Origin of the sequence: Escherichia sp. TC-EC600-tetX4 (assembly GCF_019356055.1) — a bacterium.
Lineage (GTDB): Bacteria > Pseudomonadota > Gammaproteobacteria > Enterobacterales > Enterobacteriaceae.
This window is the reverse complement of the sequence record NZ_CP079924.1, coordinates 935,162-950,185: the sequence shown is the minus strand read 5'-3', so window position 1 is coordinate 950,185 and position 15,024 is coordinate 935,162. Positions and strand designations below refer to the sequence as shown.

The 15,024-nt window shown below is 51.8% G+C and carries 14 protein-coding genes and 3 tRNA genes; 10 read left to right on the top strand and 7 right to left on the bottom strand.

Going from position 1 to position 15,024, the window contains the following annotated elements:
• Position 1 precedes the first annotated feature (1 nt).
• The 4 genes from fucI to fucR all read left to right on the top strand — a co-directional run bounded on the left by fucI (position 2) and on the right by fucR (position 4,517).
• Complete coding sequence (fucI, locus tag KXD89_RS04565; protein WP_000724153.1) at positions 2–1,777, top strand: L-fucose isomerase; 1,776 nt, start codon at positions 2–4, stop codon at positions 1,775–1,777.
• 108 nt (positions 1,778–1,885) lie between these two features.
• Positions 1,886–3,304, top strand: a complete 1,419-nt coding sequence (gene fucK, locus KXD89_RS04560; protein WP_000808392.1) for an L-fuculokinase — start codon at positions 1,886–1,888, stop codon at positions 3,302–3,304.
• A 1-nt stretch (position 3,305) separates the two neighbouring features.
• Positions 3,306–3,728 carry an L-fucose mutarotase gene (gene fucU, locus KXD89_RS04555; RefSeq protein WP_000920840.1) on the top strand — a complete coding sequence of 141 codons (423 nt, stop codon included), beginning with the start codon at positions 3,306–3,308 and terminating at the stop codon, positions 3,726–3,728.
• Between the two features lie 57 nt (positions 3,729–3,785).
• Positions 3,786–4,517 (top strand): L-fucose operon activator, encoded by a 732-nt coding sequence (fucR, locus tag KXD89_RS04550; RefSeq protein ID WP_000642344.1) that lies wholly within the window; start codon positions 3,786–3,788, stop codon positions 4,515–4,517.
• Positions 4,518–4,560: 43 nt separating this feature from the next.
• On the opposite strand, the gene rlmM is transcribed toward fucR, so the two are convergent.
• From rlmM to KXD89_RS04530, 4 genes are all read right to left on the bottom strand, one after another.
• Entirely contained in the window at positions 4,561–5,661 is a 1,101-nt protein-coding gene (gene rlmM, locus KXD89_RS04545) for a 23S rRNA (cytidine(2498)-2'-O)-methyltransferase RlmM (RefSeq protein ID WP_001045520.1), read from the bottom strand.
• On the bottom strand, positions 5,654–6,049 hold the full coding sequence (locus KXD89_RS04540) for a DUF423 domain-containing protein (RefSeq protein ID WP_000203905.1): 396 nt from the start codon (positions 6,047–6,049) through the stop codon (positions 5,654–5,656). The genes rlmM and KXD89_RS04540 overlap by 8 nt, the downstream gene beginning before the upstream one ends.
• An 18-nt stretch (positions 6,050–6,067) precedes the next feature.
• Positions 6,068–6,985 (bottom strand): glycine cleavage system transcriptional regulator GcvA, encoded by a 918-nt coding sequence (gene gcvA / locus KXD89_RS04535; RefSeq protein WP_000044401.1) that lies wholly within the window; start codon positions 6,983–6,985, stop codon positions 6,068–6,070.
• Positions 6,986–7,335: 350 nt separating this feature from the next.
• Complete coding sequence (locus KXD89_RS04530) at positions 7,336–7,563, bottom strand: YgdI/YgdR family lipoprotein (RefSeq protein WP_000750398.1); 228 nt, start codon at positions 7,561–7,563, stop codon at positions 7,336–7,338.
• Between the two features lie 191 nt (positions 7,564–7,754).
• On the opposite strand from KXD89_RS04530, the gene csdA reads away from it, so the two are divergent.
• Together csdA and csdE are read left to right on the top strand one after the other, a co-directional pair.
• On the top strand, positions 7,755–8,960 hold the full coding sequence (csdA, locus tag KXD89_RS04525) for a cysteine desulfurase CsdA (RefSeq protein ID WP_072647322.1): 1,206 nt from the start codon (positions 7,755–7,757) through the stop codon (positions 8,958–8,960).
• Positions 8,960–9,403 carry a cysteine desulfurase sulfur acceptor subunit CsdE gene (csdE, locus tag KXD89_RS04520; RefSeq protein WP_000184261.1) on the top strand — a complete coding sequence of 148 codons (444 nt, stop codon included), beginning with the start codon at positions 8,960–8,962 and terminating at the stop codon, positions 9,401–9,403. The genes csdA and csdE overlap by 1 nt, the downstream gene beginning before the upstream one ends.
• Positions 9,404–9,453: 50 nt before the next feature.
• Here csdE and tcdA read toward each other — a convergent pair whose 3' ends face one another.
• Complete coding sequence (gene tcdA / locus KXD89_RS04515; RefSeq protein WP_000117728.1) at positions 9,454–10,260, bottom strand: tRNA cyclic N6-threonylcarbamoyladenosine(37) synthase TcdA; 807 nt, start codon at positions 10,258–10,260, stop codon at positions 9,454–9,456.
• Between the two features lie 238 nt (positions 10,261–10,498).
• A complete protein-coding gene (gene mltA / locus KXD89_RS04510) occupies positions 10,499–11,596 on the bottom strand; it encodes a murein transglycosylase A (protein WP_000678646.1) in 1,098 nt (365 codons plus the stop codon).
• 208 nt (positions 11,597–11,804) lie between these two features.
• Between mltA and KXD89_RS04505 the strand changes: the two genes are divergently transcribed.
• The 3 genes from KXD89_RS04505 (at position 11,805) to KXD89_RS04495 (ending at position 12,101) form a co-directional block, all read left to right on the top strand.
• Positions 11,805–11,881 (top strand) — tRNA-Met (locus KXD89_RS04505).
• A 33-nt stretch (positions 11,882–11,914) separates the two neighbouring features.
• A tRNA-Met gene (locus tag KXD89_RS04500) sits at positions 11,915–11,991 on the top strand.
• A 33-nt stretch (positions 11,992–12,024) separates the two neighbouring features.
• Positions 12,025–12,101, top strand: a tRNA-Met gene (locus KXD89_RS04495).
• A gap of 73 nt (positions 12,102–12,174) precedes the next feature.
• Here the strand turns inward: KXD89_RS04495 and amiC are convergent.
• Positions 12,175–13,428, bottom strand: a complete 1,254-nt coding sequence (gene amiC, locus KXD89_RS04490) for an N-acetylmuramoyl-L-alanine amidase AmiC (RefSeq protein WP_000016907.1) — start codon at positions 13,426–13,428, stop codon at positions 12,175–12,177.
• 231 nt (positions 13,429–13,659) lie between these two features.
• Between amiC and argA the strand changes: the two genes are divergently transcribed.
• The gene (gene argA, locus KXD89_RS04485) at positions 13,660–14,991 is read left to right on the top strand and encodes an amino-acid N-acetyltransferase (protein ID WP_000237947.1); all 1,332 of its coding nucleotides are present in this window, start codon (positions 13,660–13,662) and stop codon (positions 14,989–14,991) included.
• Positions 14,992–15,024 lie beyond the last annotated feature (33 nt).

The following is a 15,024-nucleotide window of genomic DNA, read 5'->3' as shown; positions in this document are numbered from 1 at the left end:
AATGAAAAAAATCAGCTTACCGAAAATTGGTATCCGCCCGGTTATTGACGGTCGTCGCATGGGTGTTCGTGAGTCGCTTGAAGAACAAACAATGAATATGGCGAAAGCTACGGCCGCACTGCTGACCGAGAAACTGCGCCATGCCTGCGGAGCTGCCGTCGAGTGTGTCATTTCCGATACCTGTATCGCGGGTATGGCTGAAGCCGCTGCTTGCGAAGAAAAATTCAGCAGTCAGAATGTAGGCCTCACCATTACGGTAACGCCTTGCTGGTGCTATGGCAGTGAAACCATCGACATGGATCCAACCCGCCCGAAGGCCATTTGGGGCTTTAACGGCACTGAACGCCCCGGCGCTGTTTACCTGGCAGCGGCTCTGGCAGCTCACAGCCAGAAAGGCATCCCAGCATTCTCCATTTACGGTCATGACGTTCAGGATGCCGATGACACATCGATTCCTGCCGATGTTGAAGAAAAACTGCTGCGCTTTGCCCGCGCCGGTTTGGCCGTCGCCAGCATGAAAGGTAAAAGCTATCTGTCGCTGGGCGGCGTTTCGATGGGTATCGCCGGTTCCATTGTTGATCACAACTTCTTTGAATCCTGGCTGGGAATGAAAGTCCAGGCGGTGGATATGACCGAACTGCGTCGCCGTATCGATCAGAAGATTTACGACGAAGCCGAATTGGAAATGGCACTGGCCTGGGCTGATAAAAACTTCCGCTATGGCGAAGATGAAAATAACAAACAGTATCAACGTAATGCCGAGCAAAGCCGCGCAGTTCTGCGCGAAAGTTTACTGATGGCGATGTGTATCCGCGACATGATGCAAGGCAACAGCAAACTGGCCGATATTGGTCGCGTGGAAGAATCACTTGGCTACAACGCCATCGCTGCGGGCTTCCAGGGGCAACGTCACTGGACCGATCAATATCCCAATGGTGACACCGCCGAAGCGATCCTCAACAGTTCATTTGACTGGAATGGCGTGCGCGAACCCTTTGTCGTGGCGACCGAAAACGACAGTCTTAACGGCGTGGCAATGCTAATGGGTCACCAGCTCACCGGCACCGCTCAGGTATTTGCCGATGTGCGTACCTACTGGTCACCAGAAGCAATTGAGCGTGTAACGGGGCATAAACTGGATGGACTGGCAGAACACGGCATCATCCATTTGATCAACTCCGGTTCTGCTGCGCTGGACGGTTCCTGTAAACAACGCGACAGCGAAGGTAACCCGACGATGAAGCCACACTGGGAAATCTCTCAGCAAGAGGCTGACGCTTGCCTCGCCGCTACCGAATGGTGCCCGGCGATCCACGAATACTTCCGTGGCGGCGGTTACTCTTCCCGCTTCCTTACCGAAGGCGGCGTCCCGTTCACCATGACTCGTGTCAACATCATCAAAGGCCTGGGACCGGTACTGCAAATCGCGGAAGGCTGGAGCGTGGAATTGCCGAAGGATGTGCATGACATCCTCAACAAACGCACCAACTCAACCTGGCCAACCACCTGGTTTGCACCGCGCCTCACCGGTAAAGGGCCGTTTACGGATGTGTACTCGGTAATGGCGAACTGGGGCGCTAACCATGGGGTTCTGACCATCGGCCACGTTGGCGCAGACTTTATCACTCTCGCCTCCATGCTGCGTATCCCGGTATGTATGCACAACGTTGAAGAGACCAAAGTGTATCGTCCTTCTGCCTGGGCTGCGCACGGCATGGATATTGAAGGCCAGGATTACCGCGCTTGCCAGAACTACGGTCCGTTGTACAAGCGTTAATACATTACTCCCTGATGTGATGCCCGGTCGCTCCGGCTACCGGGCCTGAACAAGCAAGAGTGGTTAGCCGGATAAGCAATGTTATCCGGCTATATTGCAGGAGCGATTATGAAACAAGAAGTTATCCTGGTACTCGACTGTGGCGCGACCAATGTCAGGGCCATCGCGGTTAATCGGCAGGGCAAAATTGTTGCCCGCGCCTCAACGCCTAATGCCAGCGATATCGCGATGGAAAACAACACCTGGCACCAGTGGTCTTTAGACGCCATTTTGCAACGCTTTGCTGATTGCTGTCGGCAAATCAATAGTGAACTGACTGAATGCCACATCCGCGGTATCGCCGTCACCACCTTTGGTGTGGATGGCGCTCTGGTAGATAAGCAAGGCAATCTGCTCTATCCGATTATTAGCTGGAAATGTCCGCGAACAGCAGCGGTTATGGACAATATTGAACGGTTAATCTCCGCACAGCGGTTGCAGGCTATTTCTGGCGTCGGAGCCTTTAGTTTCAATACGTTATATAAGTTGGTGTGGTTGAAAGAAAATCATCCACAACTGCTGGAACGCGCGCACGCCTGGCTCTTTATTTCGTCGCTGATTAACCACCGTTTAACCGGCGAATTCACTACTGATATCACGATGGCCGGAACCAGCCAGATGCTGGATATCCAGCAACGCGATTTCAGTCCGCAAATTTTACAAGCCACCGGTATTCCACGCCGACTCTTCCCTCGTCTGGTGGAAGCGGGTGAACAGATTGGTACGCTACAGAACAGCGCCGCAGCAATGCTCGGCTTACCCGTTGGCATACCGGTGATTTCCGCAGGTCACGATACCCAGTTCGCCCTTTTTGGCGCTGGTGCTGAACAAAATGAACCCGTGCTCTCTTCCGGTACATGGGAAATTTTAATGGTTCGCAGCGCCCAGGTTGATACTTCGCTGTTAAGTCAGTACGCCGGTTCCACCTGCGAACTGGATAGCCAGGCAGGGTTGTATAACCCAGGTATGCAATGGCTGGCATCCGGCGTGCTGGAATGGGTGAGAAAACTGTTCTGGACGGCTGAAACACCCTGGCAAATGTTGATTGAAGAAGCTCGTCTGATCGCGCCTGGCGCGGATGGCGTAAAAATGCAGTGTGATTTATTGTCGTGTCAGAACGCTGGCTGGCAAGGAGTGACGCTTAATACCACGCGGGGGCATTTCTATCGCGCGGCGCTGGAAGGGTTAACTGCGCAATTACAGCGCAATCTACAGATGCTGGAAAAAATCGGGCACTTTAAGGCCTCTGAATTATTGTTAGTCGGTGGAGGAAGTCGCAACACATTGTGGAATCAGATTAAAGCCAATATGCTTGATATTCCGGTAAAAGTTCTCGACGACGCCGAAACGACCGTCGCAGGAGCTGCGCTGTTCGGTTGGTATGGCGTAGGGGAATTTAACAGCCCGGAAGAAGCCCGCGCACAGATTCATTATCAGTACCGTTATTTCTACCCGCAAACTGAACCTGAATTTATAGAGGAAGTGTGAAATGCTGAAAACAATTTCGCCGTTAATTTCTCCCGAACTATTGAAAGTGCTGGCAGAGATGGGACATGGAGATGAAATTATTTTTTCCGATGCTCACTTTCCCGCCCATTCGATGGGACCGCAGGTGATCCGCGCTGATGGCCTGTTGGTGAGCGACTTGCTCCAGGCGATTATCCCGTTATTTGAACTGGACAGTTATGCACCGCCGCTGGTGATGATGGCGGCGGTAGAAGGTGACACTCTCGATCCTGAAGTAGAACGACGTTACCGTAATGCGCTTTCACTACAAGCCCCGTGTCCTGACATCATCCGCATCAATCGTTTTGCGTTTTATGAACGGGCGCAAAAAGCCTTTGCGATCGTTATCACAGGCGAACGAGCGAAGTACGGGAATATTCTTTTAAAAAAAGGGGTAACACCGTAATCTCATACCGGTACGCCCGCATGACGCGGGCGGTTATCGAATGATGGGGTGAAAAATATGAAAGCGGCACGCCAGCAAGCGATAGTCGACCTGCTGCTGAACCATACCAGCCTGACCACGGAAGCTCTCTCTGAACAGCTAAAGGTCAGTAAAGAAACCATTCGTCGCGATCTCAATGAATTACAGACGCAGGGTAAAATTCTGCGCAATCATGGACGCGCTAAATATATCCACCGTCAAAATCAAGACAGTGGCGATCCCTTTCACATCAGGCTGAAAAGCCATTATGCGCATAAAGCAGATATCGCGCGCGAGGCGCTCGCGTGGATTGAAGAAGGGATGGTGATAGCCTTAGACGCCAGTTCAACTTGCTGGTATCTGGCACGCCAGTTGCCTGACATCAACATTCAGGTCTTCACCAATAGCCATCCGATTTGCCATGAACTCGGTAAACGCGAACGCATTCAACTGATCAGTTCCGGCGGCACACTTGAGCGCAAATATGGCTGTTACGTCAATCCCTCGCTGATTTCCCAACTTAAATCGCTGGAAATCGATCTGTTTATTTTTTCTTGTGAAGGGATCGATAGCAGCGGCGCACTGTGGGACTCCAATGCGATCAACGCTGATTACAAATCGATGCTATTAAAACGTGCCGCGCAATCGTTGTTATTGATTGATAAAAGTAAATTTAATCGTTCAGGGGAAGCCCGCATCGGGCATCTGGATGAGGTAACGCACATTATTTCTGATGAGCGCCAGGTTGCAACTTCTTTGGTAACAGCCTGACGGAAAGGGTAGCAGGCCGGAGACGACGCCCCGGCCTTGCCTGTTATCGCTCGTCGCGACGACCACCCACCGCAGCCCAGATGCGGCGGACGTGCACCGTCACTTCTTCGCGATCGTGATACAACTGCCGCGCCTGAATCTGAGCATTTATGCCATGTTCATCAAGCTGTGCCTGAATATACGCCAGATTGTGTGACACTTCTTCGTAGCGTTTTTTCATCGGCAGTTTGAGGTTGAAAATGGTTTCACGGCACCAGCCATTAACCAGCCACTGCGCCATCAATGCCGCAACTTTCGCCGGTTTTTCAACCATATCGCATACCATCCAGGAGATATTGCTGCGCGTCGGACGGAATTTGAAACCGTCTTCCCGCAGCCACGTCACCTGTCCGGTATCCATCAGACTTTGCGCCATCGGGCCGTTGTCGACGGAATAAACCCACATGTTGCGCTTCACCAGTTGGTAGGTCCAGCCGCCAGGGCAAGCGCCTAAATCCACCGCCCACATCCCGTTCGCCAGGCGTTCATCCCACTCATCCGCAGGAATAAACACATGAAATGCCTCTTCCAGTTTGAGCGTGGAACGACTCGGCGCATCTGCCGGAAATTTCAGGCGCGGAATGCCCATATAGAACGGCGAATTATTGTTGCTGTATGAGTAACCGGTATAGCAGCAGCCTGGTGCAATAAAGAATACATGCACAACCGGACGCTTCGGCGTTTCATAGTTCGCCAGCACCCCGGCATCGCGCAAGGCAGCGCGTAGCGGAACAGTAAATTTACGGCAGAATTTCAGTAACTCTTTGCTTTCGTTGGTATCGGCAACTTCAACACGCAGTTCACCGCCCTTCTCTACTACGCCCTGTAACATGCCGACAATGGGGGTAATACGATCTTCTGGCGGCAAATGCTGCAGGAGTTCCCCCACCACAAACCACTGGCGGGCAAAAATTAATGAACTGAACGGCAGCTCACGGATTAACTTATCGCCATCATCAGGTTGATAACATTCATAAATGACATAACCCGCATTCTCTTTCACGCGGGCAAAACCGAAAATTTCCCGCTGGCCGGCTTTATCGGTAATTTCTGCGGCGCACTCTTTTTCAAAGCCCGGACGGCACAGCAATACAACCTTATTCATGACTTACGCCCTTGCGCTTTAAACGGATAGCACCAACTAACATTAACGCCCAGCCCGCGAGGAAGCTCACGCCGCCAACCGGAGTGACAAACGCCCACAAACGCAGATGGGACAGCGCCAGGCAATAAAGGCTGCCGCTGAACAACACCGTGCCTAACGCGAGGAAAACGCTACTCCAGTAAAACCAGATACTGATGCGACGCTGCATTGCCACCGCCAGACCTAAGATCGCCAGCGTATGAAACGCCTGGTATTCGAGGCCGGTCTGGATCCAGCCCATCTCAACGGCCCCCATGGTTTTACTTAACACATGCGCGCCAAAAGCGCCCAGAGCCACAAAAATGAAGCCGCTAATGGCGGCGAAAATCAGCATAAAACGGCTGGTCATGGTCGTACCCTACGTAAATTATTGTTCATAACGAAAGCGGAATTTTTCTTGTTCAGCAGCGGCTTTCGCCAGGATCCATTGGCGAAAGGCGGCTATTTTACCCAGTTCTGCCTGACTGTCATGACAAACCAGATAAAAAGCATTTTTACTGACCAGAACATCATTAAACGGGCAAACAAGACGTCCGGCCTCGATTTCAGATTGCGCCATCACGTTATTTGCCAGCGCCACTCCCTGCCCGTGGATAGCCGCTTGCAGCACCATGGCGCTATGGCTAAAAATTGGCCCTTGCTGAACGTTGATATGATTTAACCCCAACTGTCGGGTATATGTCTGCCAGTCACGGCGCGAAGCATCATGTAATAACGTATGTTTAGCCAGATCTTCCGGTGTCTTCAAGGGTTTTTCGCCAGTCAGCAGTAGCGGCGAACACACCGGCAATAAATATTCGGCGTACAGTTTTTCCACCCGTAGCCCCGGCCAGTTGCCCCGACCATAAAATATCGCCACATCAACATCATCCGCCAGCTTATCTTCCTGACGATCAACCGCCTGGATTCGAACGTCAATTCCCGGATAAGCTGAATTAAAGCTGGAAAGTCGCGGAACCAACCAATGAATGGCGAAACTGGGGAGTAAACTGACCGTCAACGCCCCCTTGGCGCTACGGGCCTGGAGTTTACGCGTCGCTTCGGTTAATTGCGAAAATATCTCTTTGATATCGAGGAAATAGCTTTGCCCTTCCTCGGTCAGCAGGAGTGAACGATTACGGCGGCGGAACAGTTTTAGCCCCAAAAAATCCTCAAGAGACTTGATTTGATGACTTACTGCGGCTTGGGTCACAAAAAGCTCTTCTGCTGCGCGAGTGAAACTTAAATGGCGTGCTGCGGCATCAAAAACTCGTAAGGCATTTAGCGGTGGTAATCGTTTAGACATGGCTATTAAACTTTGATGTTAAATGAATTTAACAATTAGATCACACTATGTAACCTATTAGTTTTTTTAATCTGAGCCATTATAAATTGTCCGTTGAGCTTCTACCAGCAAATACCTATAGTGGCGGCACTTCCTGAGCCGGAACGAAAAGTTTTATCGGAATGCGTGTTCTGGTGAACTTTTGGCTTACGGTTGTGATGTTGTGTTGTTGTGTTTGCAATTGGTCTGCGATTCAGACCATGGTAGCAAAGCTACCTTTTTTCACTTCCTGTACATTTACCCTGTCTGTCCATAGTGATTAATGTAGCACCGCCTAATTGCGGTGCTTTTTTTTACCTTGCGATCGCGAATTACTGATCCAGTTCGACCATCTCTTTCACGTCAGTACGGTTGATCTGCTGTTTGTTGCCATTAGCGTCTTTATACGAAATCATACCGGTATCGTTATCAGTCTGTGGTTTGCCGTCAGAGACGATGGTACGTCCGTCATTGGTGTGCATCACATAGTTCGAACCGGAACAGGCGCTCAGGGCAAAAGTCAGCATACAGGCAGAAATAATTGCGGCAGTCTTTTTCATCATCTTCTCCTTAAAGCGATTAATAAATCTTAATAGTATTGATTAACAGGCTAAAATTAACGCCTAACACTATTCAGCATATGTTACTTACGCGGCTTCGCCAGGATATCCAGATAATTCTGATGGTTAGCACTCTCCTTGTATCAAAGTGAATTTTGCGTCACGATCGGTGCATCAAGCCGAGGAGTACCATGAACGTTTTTAATCCCGCGCAGTTTCGCGCCCAGTTTCCCGCACTACAGGATGCGGGCGTCTATCTCGACAGCGCCGCGACCGCGCTTAAACCTGAAGCCGTGGTTGAAGCCACCCAACAGTTTTACAGTCTGAGCGCCGGAAACGTCCATCGCAGCCAGTTTGCCGAAGCCCAACGCCTGACCGCGCGTTATGAAGCTGTACGAGAGAAAGTGGCGCAATTACTGAATGCACCGGATGATAAAACTATCGTCTGGACGCGCGGCACCACTGAATCCATCAACATGGTGGCACAATGCTATGCGCGTCCGCGTCTGCAACCGGGCGATGAGATTATTGTCAGCGTGGCAGAACACCACGCCAACCTCGTCCCCTGGCTGATGGTCGCCCAACAAACTGGAGCCAAAGTGGTGAAATTGCCGCTTAATGCGCAGCGACTGCCGGATGTCGATTTGTTGCCAGAACTGATTACTCCCCGTAGTCGGATTCTGGCGTTGGGTCAGATGTCGAACGTTACTGGCGGTTGCCCGGATCTGGCGCGAGCGATTACCTTTGCTCATTCAGCCGGGATGGTGGTGATGGTTGATGGTGCTCAGGGGGCAGTGCATTTCCCCGCGGATGTTCAGCAACTGGATATTGATTTCTATGCTTTTTCAGGTCACAAACTGTATGGCCCGACAGGTATCGGCGTGCTGTATGGTAAATCAGAACTGCTGGAGGCGATGTCGCCCTGGCTGGGCGGCGGCAAAATGGTTCACGAAGTGAGTTTTGACGGCTTCACGACTCAATCTGCGCCGTGGAAACTGGAAGCTGGAACGCCAAATGTCGCTGGTGTCATAGGATTAAGCGCGGCGCTGGAATGGCTGGCAGATTACGATATCAACCAGGCCGAAAGCTGGAGCCGTAGCTTAGCAACGCTGGCGGAAGATGCGCTGGCGAAACGTCCCGGCTTTCGTTCATTCCGCTGCCAGGATTCCAGCCTGCTGGCCTTTGATTTTGCTGGCGTTCATCATAGCGATATGGTGACGCTGCTGGCGGAGTACGGTATTGCCCTGCGGGCCGGGCAGCATTGCGCTCAGCCGCTACTGGCAGAATTAGGCGTAACCGGCACACTGCGCGCCTCTTTTGCGCCATATAATACAAAGAGTGATGTGGATGCGCTGGTGAATGCCGTTGACCGCGCGCTGGAATTATTGGTGGATTAATGACAAACCCGCAATTCGCCGGACATCCGTTCGGCACAACCGTAACCGCAGAAACGTTACGCAATACCTTCGCACCGTTGACGCAATGGGAAGATAAATATCGCCAGTTGATCATGCTGGGGAAACAGCTTCCGGCATTGCCAGACGAGTTAAAAGCGCAGGCTAAAGAGATTGCCGGATGCGAAAACCGCGTCTGGCTGGGATATACAGTGGCTGAAAACGGCAAAATGCATTTCTTTGGCGACAGCGAAGGGCGCATTGTGCGCGGCCTGCTGGCGGTGTTGTTGACTGCCGTTGAGGGGAAAACCGCCGCCGAGTTGCAGGCACAGTCACCACTGGCATTGTTTGATGAGCTGGGATTACGTGCGCAGCTTAGCGCCTCACGCAGCCAGGGGTTAAATGCGTTAAGCGAGGCGATTATCGCTGCGACGAAGCAGGTTTAAGCACAGAACCGGGTCGGATAAGACGTTCGCGTCTCATCCGACCTGATTGTTTAACCCTGACGCGCCGCTTTCGCCATCATCTTCTTCAGCGCATGAGAAACCGCAACAAACCCAAAGGTGGCGGTCACCATCGTTGCCGCGCCAAATCCAGATGCACAATCCATCCGCTTCGGCCCTTCTGCCGTGGCTTTCATCGCACACACCGTACCGTCTGACTGCGGGTACACCAGCGCTTCAGTAGAAAACACGCAATCCACGCCGAGCTTACCTTTACTGTTTTTCACTACGCCAAAATCGCTTTTCAGGCGCTCGCGCAACTTCGCCGCCAGCGGGTCCTGAATCGTTTTCGCCAGATCGGTAACCTGAATCTGCGTCGGATCAATCTGCCCACCCGCGCCACCGGTTGTGACCAGTGGGATTTTATTGCGCCGACAATAAGCAATCAGCGCCGCTTTGGGCCGTACACTATCAATGGCATCAATCACGTACGAATAACCCACGCTCATATACTGCGCTACGTTATCCGGCGTCACGAAATCATCCACCACCGTTACACGGCACTCCGGGTTAATCTGGCGAATACGCTCCGCCATAACTTCCGCTTTTGCCAGCCCAACGTTATCGCGCAGGGCATGAATTTGCCGATTGGTATTGGTGACGCACACATCATCCATATCGATAAGCGTGATTGCGCCAATCCCCGTGCGCGCCAGCGCTTCCGCCGCCCAGGAACCGACACCACCGATACCAACCACACAAATATGCGCGTCAGCAAACAGTTGCAACGCTTTTTCACCATACAGACGCGCTGTGCCACCAAAACGCTGACGCCATGCATCACTAATTACCACAGACATAGCACCTCAGAATTAAAAAGGGCGAGGTTATCCCTCACCCTAAACGCATAAATGCCTGATGCGCTACGCTTATCAGGCCTACATAACTCCTGCAATATTTTGGATTTGCATGATTTGTAGGCCGGATAAGGCGTTCACGCCGCATCCGGCATGAACAACGCGCACTTAGTCAATAATCAGGATGTGAGGTTACCCCTCACCCTGTCATATCCGTAAAAACGGCATACAGAATATCACATCAGCCGCTAAAGACGTTACCTGCGCCCGGGGCGGTTTTCAGCACCCAGACACGTCCATAGTGGTTGTACCAACCTGCGCGGTGTCCGGCTTCCGGCCCGATCCCTTGATAGATATCGAAGTGTTGGCCTTTGATTGCACCACCGACATCCAGCGCCACCATCAGACGCAGTTCGTACTGACCATTAAATTTGCCGTTATTATCCAGCAACGGCACTTCTGCCAGCAAGGTAGTACCTGGCGGAATAATGGAACGATCAGAGGCAACTGACGCGCGACCAACCAGCGGCACCGCACTTGCCCCTTTCACCGGAGCAAAAGATTGCGGTTTAAAGAAGACGAAAGACGGGTTCTGTTCCAGCAGCTCGCGAACCTCGGCTTCACTGTGTGTTTCGCCCCAGTGACGAATCGCCTGCATCGACATATCTTCTTTTTTCACTTCGCCACGGTCGATCAGCACCTTACCAATGCTGCGATAGGCATGACCGTTTTTCCCTGCATAGCTGAAAAAGTTAAGCGGACTGCCATCACCAAAGTCGATATACCCACTACCCTGCACATCCATAATGAAGTTATCCATCAGGGAGTTACTGTAAGCGAGAATATATTTATCACTCAATGCCCCCGCGTAGATCTCCGCACGAGACGGCAGACGACCACGTTTTGGCGGCATACGGTAAATAGGATACTGGAACTCGCCCTGGCGGGTATGGCGCGCCTGAATTACCGGCGTGTAATAACCGGTAAACTGCACGTTACCATAGTTGTCGGCACCTTCCATCTGCCAGGCATCAATGCCGAACTGGCGCATATTGCGGGTATCACCGCCTGCGCGCAGCCACTCTTGCACCGCGTTATAAACATTACTCTGGTTGCCATACAGACGCGGTGACGAATTACGGATATGGTTAATTTGCTCGGCAAAATCACCGGCGTTAATCGGCGCGCCAACGGCATCTGGCTGGTTCACCAGAGAGAAAGGCTGGGTAAATTTCCCGTCTTTATATTGCTGTCCGCGATCGGTTGGTTTGGAAGAGCAGGCGGCAAGCATTGCCACAACCGTGCCCATAAGAAGGTACTTTACCCAACGTCCTTTCATTGTTCTCTTCTTCAGGTTAAAAAATAAGGCGCAACGAAGATAACAAACCGCCGCGTTTAATGAAATGAGCAGCCTCTCCCTGACGCAAATTTTGCACAAAAAATAGGCTTTAGTGATTTGTTTTTGTTCAAAATCATGCCAAATCCGTGATCGGGGTAAAAAAAAGGTTGCATGAAAACGCGAGCGGAGTATAGTGCGCATCCACGGACGCGGGGTGGAGCAGCCTGGTAGCTCGTCGGGCTCATAACCCGAAGGTCGTCGGTTCAAATCCGGCCCCCGCAACCAATTAAAATTTGATGAAGTAAAGCAGTACGGTGACGCGGGGTGGAGCAGCCTGGTAGCTCGTCGGGCTCATAACCCGAAGGTCGTCGGTTCAAATCCGGCCCCCGCAACCAATCAAATTTGATGAAGTAAAAGCAGTACGGTGACGCGGGGTGGAGCAGCCTGGTAGCTCGTCGGGCTCATAACCCGAAGGTCGTCGGTTCAAATCCGGCCCCCGCAACCAATTATTGAACACCCTAACGGGTGTTTTTTTGTTTCTGGTCTCCCATAAAAAAGCGCCATTCAGCGCCTTTTTATCATCCCCTTCTCGCCAGCGTCGCCCCATCGGCAAAATACGCTTTAATCCCCGCAAGAATAGACTCCGCAACTTCCTGCTGGAAAGTCGCCGTTTTCAGTTTACGCTCTTCCTCAACGTTACTGATAAACGCCGTTTCGACCAGAATGGAGGGAATATCTGGTGCCTTTAGTACGGCAAACCCGGCCTGTTCAACTTGATTTTTATGCAGCTTGTTGATTTTACCGAGCTTATTCAGTACCGCTTTACCAAACTTCAGGCTGTCGGCAATGGTCAGCGACTGTACCATATCGAACATGGTGTGGTCGACATAGCGGTCACCGCTTTTGCTCACGCCACCAATCAAGTCCGAGGCGTTCTGGGTTTGTGCCAGATATTTTGCCGCAGTACTGGTTGCACCTTTGGTTGAGAGCGCAAACACAGAGGAACCGCTCGGCTGACGACTGGTAAAGGCGTCGGCATGGATAGAGACAAACAGGTCAGCACGCTGTTTCTGGGCTTTTGCTACGCGCACTTGCAATGGAATGAAGATGTCTTCATTGCGCGTCATGTACACCTTCATATTGCCCTCTTTCTCGATCAGAGAGCGCAAACGGCGAGCTATTTGCAATACCACATCTTTTTCGCGCGTTTTGTATTTCCCCACCGCACCGGAGTCTTCGCCACCGTGGCCAGGGTCAAGCATAATGACAATCGGACGATCGCGCCCTGCTTTACCCGGTTGTGGACCACTTTGCGCTGGCGGCACCTGCTTTTCGAGGTCGCCTTTGTTGTAATCCTCCAGCAGCGCCAGCAGCGGGTCCTGCATATCCTGTGCATTGGCCGGATAGAGGTCCATCACCAGACGCTCTTTAAACCCGGCGACCGGCGCAAGGGCAAACAGCTGCGGTTTTACGTTTTGCTTTAATTCAAAAACCATCCGTACGGTTTGCGGGTCAAATTGCCCGACGCGCGCCGACTTGATGAACGGGTCGTCTGCACGAATTTGTGCCGCCATCCCCTTGAGTACCGAGTTCAGGTTTACATCTTCGATATCCACCACCACGCGTTCAGGGTTACTCAACGCGAACTGCTTATATTTCAGCTGACGATTTGATTCCACCGTCACGCGGGTGTAGCTGGACGCAGGCCAGACGCGCACCGCCACGACCTGGCTGACCGCAGCCAGACTGACCTGACTTACGCTCAATAGCCACATGGCACCCGCGCCTTGCAGTAAACGACGACGGCTGATTGCAGTGTTGGATCCTGACATGCCTCTCCCGAGCAAAAGAAATCTAAGCTGTGTAACAAGTAAACGACTAATTTGACCGGAAACTTTAGCGAAAGACGCATAATCTGTCATCTAATAAACGGTAAACATTCTTTTTATATTCACGGCATTACTGATAAAAAAGTCGCTCTCGCATAAAATTTACACTTGCACCCTGCGAAAAAACAGAATAAAAATACACTAATTTCGAATAATCATGCAAAGAGGTGTGCCGTGGTAAAGGAACGTAAAACCGAGTTGGTCGAGGGATTCCGCCATTCGGTTCCCTATATCAATACCCACCGGGGAAAAACGTTTGTCATCATGCTCGGCGGTGAAGCCATTGAGCATGAGAATTTCTCCAGTATCGTTAATGATATCGGGTTGTTGCACAGCCTCGGCATCCGTCTGGTGGTGGTCTATGGCGCACGTCCGCAGATCGACGCAAATCTGGCTGCGCATCACCACGAACCGCTGTATCACAAGAATATACGTGTGACCGACGCCAAAACACTGGAACTGGTGAAGCAGGCTGCGGGAACATTGCAACTGGATATTACTGCTCGCCTGTCGATGAGTCTCAATAACACGCCGCTGCAGGGCGCGCATATCAACGTCGTCAGTGGCAATTTTATTATTGCCCAGCCGCTGGGCGTCGATGACGGCGTGGATTACTGCCATAGCGGGCGTATCCGGCGGATTGATGAAGACGCGATCCATCGTCAACTGGACAGCGGTGCAATAGTGCTAATGGGGCCGGTCGCTGTTTCAGTCACTGGCGAGAGCTTTAACCTGACCTCGGAAGAGATTGCCACTCAACTGGCCATCAAACTGAAAGCTGAAAAGATGATTGGTTTTTGCTCTTCCCAGGGCGTCACTAATGACGACGGTGATATTGTCTCCGAACTTTTCCCTAACGAAGCGCAAGCGCGGGTAGAAGCCCAGGAAGAGAAAGGCGATTACAACTCCGGTACGGTGCGCTTTTTGCGTGGCGCAGTGAAAGCCTGCCGCAGCGGCGTGCGTCGCTGTCATTTAATCAGTTATCAGGAAGATGGCGCGCTGTTGCAAGAGTTGTTCTCACGCGACGGTATCGGTACGCAGATTGTGATGGAAAGCGCCGAGCAGATTCGTCGCGCAACAATCAACGATATTGGCGGTATTCTGGAGTTGATTCGCCCACTGGAGCAGCAAGGTATTCTGGTACGCCGTTCTCGCGAGCAGCTGGAGATGGAAATCGACAAATTCACCATTATTCAGCGCGATAACACGACTATTGCCTGCGCCGCGCTCTATCCGTTCCCGGAAGAGAAGATTGGGGAAATGGCCTGTGTGGCAGTTCACCCGGATTACCGCAGTTCATCAAGGGGTGAAGTTCTGCTGGAACGCATTGCCGCTCAGGCGAAGCAGAGCGGCTTAAGCAAATTGTTTGTGCTGACCACGCGCAGTATTCACTGGTTCCAGGAACGTGGATTTACCCCAGTGGATATTGATTTACTGCCCGAGAGCAAAAAGCAGTTGTACAACTACCAGCGTAAATCCAAAGTGTTGATGGCGGATTTAGGGTAAGCGATGAAAATCGTCGGATGCGACATGCGTAAC